Source organism: Azospirillum sp. UENF 312511 (assembly GCF_058780635.1).
The window spans coordinates 1766155-1780421 of sequence record NZ_JBSNCG010000001.1; the positions used below are offsets into that span (position 1 = coordinate 1766155).

Consider the following 14267-nt stretch of genomic DNA (forward strand, 5'->3'; position numbering starts at 1 on the left):
ACGTTCATGCGGATCCGCATGCGGCGGAAATGCCGGCGACTTACGGCCGGCCTTGGCCGATCCACCTCGACATTCGGTGCCGGGAGAAGCCGGGGCGCTCGTGCGCTCCCGCGGTGGAGTTGCTCAGATGCGGCCTCAGCGTCAGGACGAGCGGAACGATCAGGGCGGCGGTCGCCGCAGAAGCCAGCACGCCGGTCGTCTGGGTGCTGTGATCGGCAATCGCGCCGTAGAGGATCGGCGCGACGCCTCCGGAACCGATGACACTCGTGTAGAAGACCGCGAAGGCCCGCCCCGTATCGCCATCGGAAAGCTCCGGCACGGTGCCGTAGAGCACCGAAGAGGTGCCGTTGAGCACGACGCCCAGCAACGGCAACAGGATGAGTGTTGGCGTCAGCGACGTGAACAGCGTCGCCACGATGAGCAAGGCCGTGGCGGCTTCGGTCACCATGACGCTGCCGACGACACCCAACCGCTCCCCAAGCCGGCTGCACGTCGCTTTCCCGAACGCGCCGCCGATGAACAGCAGGGCGAGGGCAAGCCCGACCGTCGCCGTGTCCCCGCCCTGTCCATGGATGAGGAAGGGCAGAAAGAGCAGATAGCCCATGCGGGTTGCCGTATCGAGAGCGCCGATCGTCGTCAGAACGCCGAAGCCGCCGCGGCCCTGGCCGGAAGCCGTCCTCGTCGTGGCGGTCCTGGCGATGGGAGTGGCCGGCGTCAGCGGCACCAGGGCGACCGATAGAACAATTCCAAACACCGCCATCAGCCCCAGCACCGGCTGCCAGCCGAGAGTCGGCAACAGCACAGCGACGAGTGCGGGCAGCGCGGCTTTCCCGAGATCGCCGGAAAAATTGTAGATGCCGAGTGGATGTCGCGCCGCCGCGCCATAACTCGCGGTGACAAGCATCGAGCCACATGGATGCTGAATGCTCGATCCGATTCCGGCCACGATGAGGCCAACGCAAAGCCCCGCAAAGCCGAACGGCGCCGCCATGATCAGCAAGCCCGTCAATGCGAGGACGGTCGACAGGATCAGCGCCGCTCGCGGCGACAAGCCACGCAGGGCACGATCAGCCGGGATTTGCAGGCCGCCCATCGTCCCGGAATAGAGGGCGCGGACGACGGCAAGCGCCGCATAGGAAAGGCCGAACTGCACCTGCCATACTGGCAGAAAAACATAGAGAGCATCGGTGTAGCCGTCATGAAGCGCATGAGCAAGACACGCACCTGTCAGGCTTTTCTTTTTCTCGCTCCACCAACCGCTCGATTTCATATTTCCTTGATCCTTCGGAAACGCAACGGCCCTTATTTGGCTGGACCAAACAGCGGCATGGTATACGCGTGACGTTTCATCGACTAGTATGCTTTGCATCACGGATACCGTTCGTTTTTCTCACGGATTGCCCATGCGCCGCCTTCCCCCCTTGAACGCCCTGCGCATTTTCGAGGTCGCGGCTCGGACCGGCAGCTATGCCGAAGCCGGAGCCGAACTCGGTCTCACCCATGGTGCGGTCAGCCGGCAGATCGCCGCACTCGAAAGCTGGCTCGGCCAGAGGCTTTTCATGAAGGACGGGCGCCGCATGGTCGCGACGCCGATGGCGAGAATCTTCGCCGCCGAGGTCGGTCTTTCCTTCGATCGCCTGGCTGTTGCGGCGGAAGCCTGTGGCCGGCCCGACGCGCGCCGCATCCTGCGTGTCAGCGCCCCGACCAGCTTCGCGATGCGCTGGCTGATCCCGCGGCTCAACCGATACCACGCCGACCATCCGCACATTGAAGTCGCGGTTACGACGGTTTCGACCGTGCTCGAGGACTTGCGCGGTGGTGTCGACGTGGCGATCCGGCGTGGCGCCGCTCAGCAGCATGTGTGGCCTCAGCATCGCGTCGTCCCGGTGCTGGATGATGCGGATACGCTGATCATGAGCCCGACGCTGTTCGCGCAACGGCCCATCCTGAAGCCCGCCGACATCAAGGGACATACGCTGCTTGCAAGCGAAACACGTGCCGGCGATTGGACGGACTGGCTCGAAGCGGCCGGGCTGCAGCACCTTGCCGGGCATCCCCGCCAGATCTTCGATCACTTTTTCGTAACCCGTCAGGCGGTGGAAGATGGGCTTGGCATTGGTATCGGCCCGTTCCCAATGCTGGAGATCGATGTCGCCCGCGGAAGGTTGATGACGCCACTGCCGGAGATCCGGGTTCCGAGGACGGGGTACGTCGCGCTTGTTCCACGTCACGCCGATGCCGGAAACCTGATTGCCGGCTTCGTCGACTGGCTCGTCGAAGAGACGCGGGGATCACGGTGACGAGCCGGGCGGAACCCCGGTTCTCTCGGCCATCTCCCTCTTGAGGGCATGAGCGGCGAAAGCGTGCGATTGGAGGTTTGCGCCCCTTTCTGCCGAAAGTGAAACACGCCGGCGCCTTCATGGAAGCGCTTGCCGTGCGGCATCGTTAGGGCCTTTTGGTAAGGGAGCTCCCTTAGGCACGCGCCGAATGGTCGAACGGCGATGCGGCACGATACTTCATGGCGTGAATGCGGGGGGCTTGTGTGCAGCGACCTCGGTCGGCGGCGTCCCCCTCGACGTTCCTCGAACTCCATGCCGCGGCGTCGAGGGTGACGGTCATCTTCGAAGCACAGTCTGCACACCACCGCTGAAGACCCTTCCACCGGCGGAAAGCTCGACCGCTGACCTCCGGCTCACCACCGACGGTGGGCCGGAAAATCTCAGTCGGCAGGCACGTTTGGGAGATTCCAATGGGCGTTTGCGTGAAGCGAGAATGGCTGCGTGAGGCACCGGGTGCCTCTGCCGAAGTGAAGCCCCCCTCCGAGTTGCAGCAACGGCAGGCTGTCCGCAGCGAGGTTCCGGATCAGCCGCAGGAACGAGACGCATCGCGCGGTGAAAACAGGAGGGACCGGTAGCATGGCATTCGCTTTATGCAGCCCGGCCTTCCCCAAACGGGCAGGCCAGAAAGCCACGATCGTGTCGAGATCCGAGAAAACCGGGGGCTGGGGCACGCCAAGGAACCATTTGCCCCACCCGCAGGTTGGAGGGATTGATGGCTTGTTCCGTCGACGGTGACGGGAGTTGCCGATGTCCTCCGTTGTCCATGCGCGTGGCTGTCCGCGCTGCCTTCCGCGACCGGGCACCGCTTAAGGGCACCGCTTGGCGCACGGAAGACCGCCGTTCGTCTCGCGAATGCGATGCGCAGTTCCTCGCTGCCGGCGAACCTGTCATCAGTGTTCCTGTCATCAGTGTTGGTGTGAAAAAACATACGTTGGCCATTAACGACAAAAACGCCGGCCCTGTTTGAGCCGGACGGCCGAAGGCGTGCTGGTGCAAGATTGCCCGCAGGATGCCATCGGTCAGGCGATCCCCTGTGGAATCGATGATCTGACGACCAATCGCGGCTTCGCGATTGGCGCCACGCGCCCGTCTGCCCGGCGTGGAGTGACACCTATCGCCACGAACCAACCGGGATGGTGCATGAGCATACAGTTCCCTGCGACGCCCAGGCGCCTTCACAGAGGATATGAGGTGAACGCGACGGACGGTTTTCCCGGTGCCGGCATCATGGGCGAATGCGTGCGAACCCACGACTGGACGGCCACGCCCCTCGGGCCGGCAGAGACTTGGCCACAGTCGCTCCGCACCGCCTTGAGCATCATGCTGAGTTCCGCCTTCCCCACCTATCTGGCCTGGGGGCCGGAACTGACGAGCTTCTACAACGACGCCTACATTCCGATCATGGGTGACAAACCGAACGGCCTCGGGCGGCCGTTCCCCGAGGTCTGGTCGGAGGTGTGGGACACCATCGGTCCGATCACCGAGCGGGCCATGCACGGCAAAGCCTGCTACTTCGAGGATCTGCCGCTGACGCTCGTGCGCCGGGGCCATCCCGAAGCGACATGGTTCTCGTTCGCCTATAGCCCCATTCGTGACGAGACGGGCGGGATTGGCGGGGTCCTGTGCACTGTCCATGAGACCACACAGCGTGTCCACGCCGAGACGGCCCTGCGCCAGAGCGAGGCGCGGCTCCAGGCCGCCATCGACCTCGTCGATGTCTCACCCTATACGTGGGATCCGGCAACCGGTGCGCTGGACTGGGATGCTCGCCTGAGGGCGATGTGGGGCCTGTCCCCGGACACGCCGGTCTCCTTGGATGTCTGGATGTCCGGCATTCATCCTGAGGACCGGGCCCGGGTCGAAGCCGCGCTGGCCCATTGCGTGGATCCTGCGGGCGATGGTGTCTACCACATCGACTATCGCGTCATCGGGATTGAGGACGGGGTGGAGCGCTGGGTCTCCACCCATGGCCGGACCACCTTCGAAAATGGCCGGCCGGTGTGCTTCACCGGGGCTGCGCTTGAGATAACGGAGCGCAAGCGGGCCGAGGCGGCCCTGCGTGAGAGCGAGGCCCGGCTCTCGGCGATCCTGGACCAGCTGCCGCTCGGTGTGGGACTCGTCGACCGGGAGGGGAACATCACGCTGGGGAACCAGATGCTTCAGCAATACGCACTCGTCACCATCCCCTCCAGAAGCCCGAAGCAAGCCGGGCATTGGCGAGCCTACACTCCCGAGGGCCGGCCTCTCAGCCCCTCGGACTATCCAGGCGCGCGGGCGTTGCGGGGCGAAACGGTCGTCCCCGGGATCGACTTCATCTTCACCTTGCCGGATGGGCGAGAGGCGTGGACGCGTGTGAGCGCGGCACCCTTCCACAACGCTGCCCGGGAGAGGCTGGGCGCGGTCTTCGTGGTGCAGGACATCGACCGTGAGAAGCGGGCCGAGGAGCGCTTCCGCGAATTCGCGGCGCATTCCACGAACGCGTTCTGGATCGCCAATCCAGGGGACCGAACGCTTGAATATCTCAACCCGGTCTTTGAAACGGTTTTCGGGACAGCGCAAAACGCATTCCGACATGACATAAGCCGGTGGATCGAGGTCGTTCATCCCGATGACCGTGCCCGCGTCGCCGAGGCTTTCGGCAGGACGGCGCTCGGTGTGGTCTCCGTGGAGGAATTCCGCATCACCCGAACCGACGGAGCGTTGCGTTGGATCCGCAACACCTTCTTCCCCATCCGGGACGAACAGGGCCGGGTCCGGCGCACCGGCGGCATCGCCCAGGACATCACGCGCCATGAAGGGCGCTTCGTGTACATCATCGACGCGGATGGGACTTCACGCGAGAGCCTCTCTCGCGTGCTTTGGGAGGCCGGCTATGACGTCAGAGCCTTCCCTTCCGGCAAAGCCTTTCTGGAGTCGGCACCCGCCCTGGTGTCGGGCTGCGTCGTGCTCGACATCCAGCACCCTGACGCGGGCGGCCTTGCCGTCCCGAGAGAACTCAAGGCTCGGCGGATCGGCCTGCCGGTGATCGTTCTGGGTGATGCCGGAGGCGATGTAACCTTCGGAGTGCACGTGATGAAGGCCGGCGCGGTGGATTTCCTGCCGTTGCCTTATCGTACCGACACCCTGCTCGCCGCCGTCGCATCAGCAGCGGTCGACATTCGTCAGACTGAAGAGGCCGACCACGAGGCCGGCCGGGCCCGGGCTCGCATGGCCGAGATGTCGGAGCGCGAACGGGAGGTGTTGGCCGGCATCCTCGCTGGCCAGACGAACAAGCAGATCGGGCGGGACATCGGCATCAGCCCGCGCACGGTGGAGACCCACCGGGCGCATGTCATGCAGCGGCTTGGCGCCAAGACCGTACCGGACGCGGTGCGGATTGCCGCATCGGCCGGTGTGCAGGCGCCGCGGCGGTCAGGTGATGGAGGTTAGAAACCCCTGGCGCGGAGGTTCCCTGAGGAACCATCCCTAGGAACGCGGTGAGGCTCGCTCAGGTTTTGAGGCTTTCAATCCGACAGGCCACCCCGGCAGAGACAGGCTCTTCGGTCCGAAGCACTTCCGGAAGCGCAGGCCTCTGCATCTTGGCAGGATGAAGGAGGAAAGCATGCGAGCCTTGGTTTGGCATGGCAAGGAAGACATCCGGTGCGACACCGTCACTGACCCCGAACTCGAGCAGCCGCGCGACGCCATCGTCAAGGTGACGAGCTGCGCCATTTGCGGCTCGGACCTGCACCTGTTCCACAACTTCATTCCGGCGATGCTGCCCGGCGACATCATGGGGCATGAGATGATGGGGGAGGTCGTCGAGGTCGGGCCGGAGGCCAAGCACAAGCTCAAGGTCGGCGACCGGGTGGTGGTTCCGTTCACGATCATCTGCGGCGAGTGCGACCAGTGCAAACGCGGCAATTTCTCGGTGTGCGAGGCCACCAACCGCAAAAAGTATCTCGCCGACAAGGTCTTCGGCCACCCGACCGCGGGCCTGTTCGGCTACACGCATCTGACCGGCGGCTATCCGGGCGGGCAGGCCGAATATCTCCGCGTTCCGTTCGCCGACGCGACGCACATCAAGGTTCCGGATGGAATCCCGGACGAGAAGGTCCTCTTCCTCGGTGACATCTTCCCGACCGGCTGGCAGGCCGCCGTCCAGTGCGACATCCAACCGACCGACACCGTTGCGATCTGGGGCTGCGGTCCCGTCGGTCAGATGGCGATCCGCAGCGCCGTCCTCCTCGGCGCCAAGCAGGTGATCGCCATCGATCATCTGCCGGAGCGCCTGGAAATGGCGGAAGCCGGTGGCGCCATCACCATCAACTTCGACGAGGAGAGCGTGGTCGAGCGCCTGAACGAGCTCACCGGTGGTTTGGGCCCGGAGAAGTGCATCGACGCCATCGGCATGGAAGCCCATGTCTCGCCGTCCATGCCGGACACGGTCTACGACCGCGCCAAGCAGATGCTCGGCGCTGAAAGCGACCGGCCGCACGTCCTTCGCGAGATGATCTACGTTTGCCGCCCGGCCGGCGTGATCTCGATCCCGGGCGTCTATGGCGGGTTGGTCGACAAGATCCCGATGGGCCAGCTGATGAACAAGGGGCTGACCATCCGGACGGGCCAGACGCACGTCAACCGTTGGACCGACGACCTCCTGCGCCGCATCGAAGAGGGGCAGATCGATCCATCGTTCGTCATCACCCACACCGTGAGCCTCGATGAGGGGCCCGAGATGTACAAGGTGTTCCGCGACAAGCAGGACAGCTGCGTCAAGGTCGTCCTGAAACCTTGAAGACCGGGGAGAGAAGACGTGACTTACACCATCTCGAACATTGCCCGGTCCAAGGGCGACCCGAAAGTCCTTCACTCCGGGCCCAGTTCGCTGGGTGCCTCCGACCGCTTGGCCAGAGCGCTCGGCTGGTACAGCATCGGGCTCGGCTTGACCGAGCTGTTTGCGGCGAAGCGCATCACCCGGGCGCTTGGCATGGAGGGCAAGGAAGCCCTTGTGCGGGCCTATGGCGTCCGCGAACTCGGGCACGGCATCGTCTCGCTCTCGCCCGACAAGCATCTCGGGTTGTGGAGCCGGGTGGCCGGAGACGGGCTCGACATCGCCACCCTGATGACGGCCATGCGGCATGACAACCCGAAGCGCGACAATGTCGGGATTGCTCTTGCGGCGGTGCTGGGGGTGACTCTGCTCGACATCATCGGCGCGCAGGGGGTCACGGCCCGCCACCGCCGCCCCCATGACCGGCCACGCTCCTACAGGGATCGGACCGGCTTCCCGCAGGGTGTCCAGGCGGCGCGTGGCGCCGCCAGGGACTTCAAGGTGCCTCCGGACATGCGGGCCGCACCGGCCCTCGCGGCGGTGTCCAATCGCGCCCCGCAGGAGAAGGCGCAGGAGAAGGCGCGGCCGCACTGAATCACCAACGACACGGCTGCGTTCGAGCGGAGTTCACGCTCTTGAGGTGGCCGTCGCATCCCCCATGATCACGGCCACGCGATCACGGCTACGCAATGGAAATGAACATGCAACGGCTCGCAACGGTGACCCTGCTTTTCGGAACACTCCTGGCCGGCACATCCATGGCGCAGCAGGGCGCCGCACCATCTCAGGGCACGGGGCATCTGGAGCAGGTCGCCAGCTTCGAACACCAGGTGACCGGGGTGACCGTTTCGAAGGACGGGCGCATCTTCGTCAACTTCCCGCGCTGGACGGAGGATGCACCGATCTCGGTCGCCGAGGTGACGCGCGACGGCCACATCAAGCCGTACCCGGACGACGCGTGGAATTCCTGGCGCAACGCTAAGAAGAACCAGATGTCCGCCGGCGATCACTTCGTGTGCGTCCAGAGCGTCGTGGCCGATGCGCGCGGCAATCTCTGGGTCGTGGACCCGGCCGCGCCAGCCACGGCACCGGTCGTCCAGGGCGGACCCAAGCTCGTCAGGATCGACCTGAAGACGAACAAGGTTGCGCAGGTGATCCACTTCGACGAGACGGTCGCGCCTCAGGGCAGCTACCTGAACGATGTCCGGTTTTCGCCGGATGGGCGGCATGCCTACCTGACCGATGCCGGGGCCAAGGGCGCTCTCGTTGTTGTGGATCTCCGGGACGGCAAGGCCCGACGCGTCCTTCACGGCCACCCGAGCACCCAACCGGAAAAGGATGTGGTGGTGAAGACTGATGGGCAGGAGTTGCGCCGGCCCGACGGGCGCGGGGTCGAATTTGCCGCTGACAGCATCGCGCTCTCTCCCGACGGGCGCACGCTCTACTGGAAAGCGCTGACCGGCCGGACCCTCTATCGCATCCCGACGGACGCCTTGCAAAACCCACGTCTGTCCGGGAAGGATCTCGGAGCTCGGGTGGAGCGTGCCGCCGAGACCGAGCCGACGGATGGTCTTTGGATCGACGGGCACGGACGGCTTTACCTGAGCGCGATCGAGCAGGACGCCGTGAAGGTCCGTGATGGCGATAGCATCACCACCCTCGTACAGGACAAACGGCTGCGCTGGCCCGATACATTCTCGGAGGGACCCGACGGGAGCATCTACGTCACCGGCTCCCGCATTCAGGACATGAGCTGGTTCAAGCCCGAGACCGGCCCGCGCCTCGAGACGCAGCTGTGGCGCATCGAACCTGGACCGGGCGGAGAGGCGACCGGCCCGGGCGGGCAGCCCCAATGACCGACGGAGCCGGTGGGATGACAGGAGGCCGCGATGATGGGACGACTGGAGCAGGGCCTTGGAATACTGCTGATCCTGACCATCCTGCTCGATGTCTTTCTGACCGTGCTCTACGCCCGGATCGGCACCAGCATCGTCGGATTCAGGGTCGAGCGGCTGATCTGGGCCTCCTTCGTCAAAGCCTCAAAGGTTCTTGGTTCTCGGCAATTTGGCCCTCGACAAGGAGCCGTTCTGTCCTTCTGTGGTCCGGTCATCCTCGTGCTGCTGGTCGGGGTCTGGGCTCTCGGGCTGACGCTCGGGGCGGCGCTGATCATGCACCCGGAACTCGGCACCTCCATCCGCGCCACCAACGGCGAAACCCCCACGGACTTCGTCACCGCGATGTATGCCGGGGGAACCAGCATGGCCATTGTCGGGGCGAGTGACTTCACCCCGCACACGAGCCCCACCCGGCTGCTTTTCCTGTTCAATTCGCTGATCGGCATGTCGGTGATGTCGCTGACGCTGACCTATCTGATGCAGGTCTATACGGCGCTCCAGCGGCGCAACGTGTTGGCCATGAACATCCATTTCCTCTCCGGGTGCACAGGCGATGCCGCCGAATTGCTGGCACGTCTCGGACCTGAGGGGCAGTTCAGCGGCGGCTACACGAACCTGTCGGAACTCGGCGTCGAGATGACCCAGACCAAGGAGGCGCACCACTTCTACCCGGTGCTCTTCTACTTCCGCTTCAGTGATCCATACCACTCGGTGTCCCGTTCCACGCTGGTCGCGTTGGACACGGTGAGCCTGATCAAGAGCGCCCTGGATGATCAGAAGCACCGCTGGCTGAAGGAGGCAGGAGCCGTCACGCAGCTCCGGGAAGCGTCCATGATGCTCCTCACATCCCTGGAGAACACCTTCCTTCCCCATGGGGCACCGGACCGGGAGGCGCAACCGGACCAGCAGACCCGGGACCTTTGGCGAGCACGCTACCACGCTGCCCGGCAGCGGCTTCGGCAGGCGGGGATCCAGATCACGGCCGACGGGCAGGCCGGTGCCGAAGTCTACATCTCCTGCCGAATGCAATGGGACCATCACATCACGAACCTGGCACCCGCAATGGCTTACAGCATGGAGGAGATCGACGCGGCAATGAACGGTCTTGGATCCAAGGACAGGCCAAACGATCCCCGGCCCCGCCTTCACATCGCCGAATGACGGTGATGATGCTCTTCGTGCCCCAAGCATTGGCATGTCATGCCGACCGGCGTCCGGTTCGGGGCGATAGTGTTGAAAAAATCGGGATTGCCGGCGGCGTTAAGTCCTGATTCAGTTCTCCCGAGCAGAGGAGGACGCAGCGATGATGGGCGAGCGGACGGTGATGCAGGAGGCGCTGTTTTATGAGTTCAGCCTCGAGCGCCACGTCCCGGCGGCCCGCCCCCGCCGTCACCGGCGCTTCGCGGGCCAGCCGGATCGTCGTCCGGTCCGCAACCCGTTTCCCCTACCCCAGTCCCAGCCCGAACAACCGCATCGACGACAGCCGGTCGCGCACCTGATACTCGGCCTGCTCGTCCGGACGACGCGGGAACGCAAGCGTATCCTGCCCCCGTCAGCCTGCAGACGTTGATCCGTCACCCTGGAAGGACCTTGTGATGGCCAACCACCACCAAGCCCGTGCTGTTTTCGCCGACCTTCACCATGCCGGCTGCTTCGTCATCCCCAATCCATGGGATGTCGGAAGCGCCGTGATGCTGAAGCATCTCGGGTTCCGCGCGTTGGCCACCACCTCGGCGGGGTATGCCTTCTCGCGGGGACTTCCCGACACCGATTGGGCGGTGCCCCGCGGCGACATGCTGGCCCACATCGCCGAGATGGTCGGGGCAACCGACCTGCCGGTGAACGCCGATTTCGAAGCCGGTTACGCCCATGATTGCGAAGGGCTGGCCCGCAACGTGCGCCTCTGCGCCGACACCGGCGTGGCCGGTCTGTCCATTGAAGACGCCACGGGCGACCCGGAGAAGCCGCTGTACGATTTTCATCACGCCGTCGAACGCGTGGCCGCGGCGGCGGAGGCGTTGCGGGGAACCGGCGTCCTTCTGACCGCCCGCTGCGAAGCCCTGCTGGTGAACCACCCGGCGGCCGTCGAAGAGGCACTGCACCGCTTGCCGGCCTACGCCGCTGCCGGAGCCGATGTCCTCTACGCGCCGGGCTTGCAGACCCCGGATGTCATCCAGGCAGCGGTCGAAGCCGTCCGCCCGAAACCGCTCAACCTTCTGGTTTCCTCACCGATCGGCCTGTCGGTGGAGCAGATCGCCGCCCTGGGCGTGCGACGCATCAGCCTGGGCAGCGGGTTCAACCGCGCCGCCTGGGGCGGCTTCCTGCGGGCGGCCCGGATGCTCGCCGACCACGGGCGCTTCGACGCCCTTGGCGAGGCCGAACCGTTCGATGCGCTCAACGGGTTCTTCCGGACCCACGGCCGGCCAACACCCTGAACGACGGGCTGCGGAACCAGCACGGCACGGATTGAGCAACTTGACACTCCTCGGCTCAAAGTCGCGCACGCCGCGCCTGACCACAATCAACCGGTGGACAGGCGCGATGGCGGCGATCAGGCCGCCATGCTTGGGGTGCGGGTCGGGTGCATGAAGCGCGGCCCACGCGAGCCGGCCCACATGAGCCGGCCCTGGGCGGCCCGATCAACCGTTCATGCGGGCCAGGACGCGATCGACCATGACCCCCGATTGTCCGAGGTAGTTGGCCGGGTCGCACAGCTTGGCCAGTTCGGCGCGGCTGAGGCAGGCGCTGATCTCCGGCGTCTCGGCCAGGAGGTCGAGCAGCGGCCGGTTCTGGCGCACCGCCTCGCGGCAGAGGTCGTAGACGAGGTCGTGGGCGTACTCGCGCCCGATGTGGCGGCCGAGCCCCATCATCACCGCCTCGGACGCCACCAGCCCGTTGGTCATCTCCAGATTGGCGCGCATCCGCTCGGCATCGACCTCCAGCCCGCTCACCACGAACCGCGCCTGTTTCAGGGCGCCGGCCAGCAGGCAGAAGGCCTCCGGCAGGACGATCCACTCGATCTCCCACGGGCCGGTCGACCGTTCGTGGTCGGCCACCATGGCGTCGAGCAGGGCCGCCGTGTGCTGGCGCAGCACGGAGATCGACGCGTGGATGTAGCAGCTGGAGATCGGATTGCGCTTCTGCGGCATGGTGCTGCTCGACCCGCGGCCATGCGCGAAGGGCTCGTAGACCTCGCCGACCTCCGTCTGCATCATCAGCTTCACGTCCATCGACAGCTTGCCGAGGGTGCCGCCGACCAGGCCCAGGAAGCAGCCCACCTCGGCGATGGTGTCGCGGATGGTGTGCCAGGCGATCACCGGCTGGGCGAGGCCCAGCTCCTTCATCAGCCCGGCCTGGGTCTCCATGGCGCCGTGCTCCAGGGAGGCCAGCGTGCCGGACGCTCCGGCGAACTCGCCCATCAGCACGCGCGGACGGAGCTGCGCCAGCCGCTCGCGATGGCGCTCCACCGCCGACAGCAGCCCGGCCATCTTGTAGCCGAAGGTCACCGGCACCGCCTGCTGCAGGTTGCTGCGGCCGATCATCGGCGTGTCCCGGTGGCGCTTGGCGAGGGTCGCCAGGGCCGCCGACAGGCCCGCCAGATCCTCGTCCACGATGGCCAGCGCCTCGCGCATCTGCAGGACCGTGGCGGTGTCGGTGATGTCCTGCGTGGTGGCGCCCCAGTGGCAGTATTCGCCGAGCCGGTCGCGGCACAGCGCGTTGAGCTGCGAGACGACGCCCAGCACCGGATAGCCGATGCGCTCCGTCTGCGCCTTCAGCGTCGCCATGTCGATCTTGTCGAGCGAGCAGTTGGCGACGATCTCGTCGGCGGCCTCCTGCGGGATGATGCCCAGGCGGCCCTGGACGCGGGCGAGTGCGGCCTCGATGTCCAGGTATTTGCGGGTTCGGTTCTCGTCCGACCAGACGGCGCGCATGGCCGGGGTGCTGAAGATGTCGCCGAAGATGGCGGAGTCGATGATCGTGGACGGCATGGTGCTGGTCCTCCCAGAAAATGTCGTTCTGTTCGCGGCGCGGCTCAGACCGCCTTCGCGTCGCGCAGCCGGGCGATGTCGCCGAGCGCGTAGCCCAGCTCGGCAAGGATACGGTCGGTGTGCTGGCCGAGCGCCGGAACCGGGTCCATGCGTGCATCCCCGTTGCTTGCCATGCCCGGCGGCAGCAGGGCCGGCACCGGCCCGTTCTGGGTCTCCACCGTGCGCCAGCGGTCGCGGGCCGCCAGTTGCGGGTGGTTCCAGACGTCCTGCATGGCGTTGGCCTGGGCGTTGGCGATGGCGGCCTGCTCCAGCCGGGCGACCACCTGCTCGGCGGTCAGGCCGGCGAAGGCCGCCACGATGATCCCGCGCAACTCGTCGCGCGCCGCGTTGCGGCGGGAGTTGCTGGAGAAGCGCTCCTCCCGCGCCAACTCGGGGCGTTGCAGCACCGTCTCGCAGAAGGCCACCCATTCGCGCTCGTTCTGCAGGCCGAGCAGCACCGTCTTGCCGTCGCCGGCCGGAAACGGGCCGTAGGGGTAGATGGTGGCGTGGCTGGCGCCGGTGCGGGCCGGCGGCGGCGCGCCGTCGAAGGCGTAGTAGAGCGGGTAGCTCATCCACTCCACCAGCGATTCCAGCATGGAGACGTCGATGCGGCAGCCCTGCCCCGTCTGCTGGCGCTGGAGAAGGGCGGCCAGGATGTTGCTGTAGGCGTACATGCCGGCGGAGATGTCGGCGATGGACGGGCCGGCCTTGGCGGGCGTCTCCGGCGTGCCGGTCACCGACAGGAAGCCGGACTCGCCCTGGATCAGCAGGTCGTAGGCCTTCTTGTCCCGGTAGGGGCCGTCGTCGCCGTAGCCGGAGATGTCGCAGACGATGATTCCCGGCTTTTCGGCGGACAGCGCCTCGTAGGACAGGCCGAGGCGGGCCGCCGCGCCGGGGGCGAGGTTCTGCACCACCACGTCGGCCTGCTCGCGGATCAGGCGCTTGAGGATCGCCTGCGCCTCCGGGTGCTTGACGTCGAGCGTCAGGCTTTCCTTCGAGCGGTTGGTCCACACGAAGTGCGAGGCGACGCCGCGCACCCGCTCGTCGTAGCCGCGGGCGAAGTCGCCGACGCCGGGACGCTCCACCTTGATGACGCGGGCGCCGAGGTCGGCGAGCTGGCGCGTCGCGAAGGGGGCGGCGATGGCGTGTTCCAGGGTGACGACGGTGATTCCAGACAGCGGTTTCATAGAGG

10 protein-coding genes and 1 pseudogene are annotated in these 14267 nt (G+C 66.0%); 7 read left to right on the forward strand and 4 right to left on the reverse strand.

Annotation, left to right across the window (positions count from 1 at the left end; genetic code table 11):
• Positions 1-40 precede the first annotated feature (40 nt).
• A complete protein-coding gene (locus ACWPN7_RS08270) occupies positions 41-1270 on the reverse strand; it encodes an MFS transporter (RefSeq protein WP_492273237.1) in 1230 nt (409 codons plus the stop codon).
• A 133-nt stretch (positions 1271-1403) separates the two neighbouring features.
• Here ACWPN7_RS08270 and ACWPN7_RS08275 point away from each other — a divergent pair, with 133 nt between their 5' ends.
• The 6 genes from ACWPN7_RS08275 (at position 1404) to ACWPN7_RS08300 (ending at position 10208) form a co-directional block, all read left to right on the forward strand.
• Positions 1404-2300, forward strand: a complete 897-nt coding sequence (locus ACWPN7_RS08275; protein WP_103041565.1) for a LysR substrate-binding domain-containing protein — start codon at positions 1404-1406, stop codon at positions 2298-2300.
• Between the two features lie 1230 nt (positions 2301-3530).
• Positions 3531-5768 carry a PAS domain S-box protein gene (locus ACWPN7_RS08280; RefSeq protein WP_201044232.1) on the forward strand — a complete coding sequence of 746 codons (2238 nt, stop codon included), beginning with the start codon at positions 3531-3533 and terminating at the stop codon, positions 5766-5768.
• 172 nt (positions 5769-5940) lie between these two features.
• Positions 5941-7116 (forward strand): zinc-dependent alcohol dehydrogenase, encoded by a 1176-nt coding sequence (locus ACWPN7_RS08285; protein ID WP_103041569.1) that lies wholly within the window; start codon positions 5941-5943, stop codon positions 7114-7116.
• An 18-nt stretch (positions 7117-7134) separates the two neighbouring features.
• Entirely contained in the window at positions 7135-7746 is a 612-nt protein-coding gene (locus ACWPN7_RS08290; RefSeq protein WP_200775657.1) for a hypothetical protein, read from the forward strand.
• Positions 7747-7853: 107 nt separating this feature from the next.
• Positions 7854-9008, forward strand: coding sequence for an L-dopachrome tautomerase-related protein (locus ACWPN7_RS08295; RefSeq protein WP_459198145.1), 1155 nt, complete (start codon positions 7854-7856; stop codon positions 9006-9008).
• Between the two features lie 33 nt (positions 9009-9041).
• Positions 9042-10208 (forward strand): potassium channel family protein, encoded by a 1167-nt coding sequence (locus tag ACWPN7_RS08300; protein WP_040133808.1) that lies wholly within the window; start codon positions 9042-9044, stop codon positions 10206-10208.
• A 220-nt stretch (positions 10209-10428) separates the two neighbouring features.
• Here the strand turns inward: ACWPN7_RS08300 and ACWPN7_RS08305 are convergent.
• Positions 10429-10563: pseudogene (locus ACWPN7_RS08305) on the reverse strand (IS5/IS1182 family transposase); the annotation flags it as partial.
• A gap of 79 nt (positions 10564-10642) precedes the next feature.
• On the opposite strand from ACWPN7_RS08305, the gene ACWPN7_RS08310 reads away from it, so the two are divergent.
• Positions 10643-11482 carry an isocitrate lyase/PEP mutase family protein gene (locus tag ACWPN7_RS08310; protein ID WP_040133810.1) on the forward strand — a complete coding sequence of 280 codons (840 nt, stop codon included), beginning with the start codon at positions 10643-10645 and terminating at the stop codon, positions 11480-11482.
• 204 nt (positions 11483-11686) lie between these two features.
• On the opposite strand, the gene pcaB is transcribed toward ACWPN7_RS08310, so the two are convergent.
• Complete coding sequence (pcaB, locus tag ACWPN7_RS08315) at positions 11687-13036, reverse strand: 3-carboxy-cis,cis-muconate cycloisomerase (RefSeq protein WP_451992983.1); 1350 nt, start codon at positions 13034-13036, stop codon at positions 11687-11689.
• 44 nt (positions 13037-13080) lie between these two features.
• Complete coding sequence (locus ACWPN7_RS08320) at positions 13081-14262, reverse strand: CaiB/BaiF CoA transferase family protein (protein WP_459198146.1); 1182 nt, start codon at positions 14260-14262, stop codon at positions 13081-13083.
• Positions 14263-14267: the final 5 nt, after the last annotated feature.

Bases quoted from the DNA above. Each gene is read 5' to 3' on its own strand.
- ACWPN7_RS08270 (WP_492273237.1), bottom strand. From the start codon at position 1,270: ATGAAATCGAGCGGTTGGTGGAGCGAGAAAAAGAAAAGCCTGACAGGT.
- ACWPN7_RS08275 (WP_103041565.1), top strand. From the start codon at position 1,404: ATGCGCCGCCTTCCCCCCTTGAACGCCCTGCGCATTTTCGAGGTCGCG.
- ACWPN7_RS08285 (WP_103041569.1), top strand. From the start codon at position 5,941: ATGCGAGCCTTGGTTTGGCATGGCAAGGAAGACATCCGGTGCGACACC.
- ACWPN7_RS08295 (WP_459198145.1), top strand. From the start codon at position 7,854: ATGCAACGGCTCGCAACGGTGACCCTGCTTTTCGGAACACTCCTGGCC.
- ACWPN7_RS08300 (WP_040133808.1), top strand. From the start codon at position 9,042: ATGATGGGACGACTGGAGCAGGGCCTTGGAATACTGCTGATCCTGACC.
- ACWPN7_RS08310 (WP_040133810.1), top strand. From the start codon at position 10,643: ATGGCCAACCACCACCAAGCCCGTGCTGTTTTCGCCGACCTTCACCAT.
- pcaB (WP_451992983.1), bottom strand. From the start codon at position 13,036: ATGCCGTCCACGATCATCGACTCCGCCATCTTCGGCGACATCTTCAGC.
- ACWPN7_RS08320 (WP_459198146.1), bottom strand. From the start codon at position 14,262: ATGAAACCGCTGTCTGGAATCACCGTCGTCACCCTGGAACACGCCATC.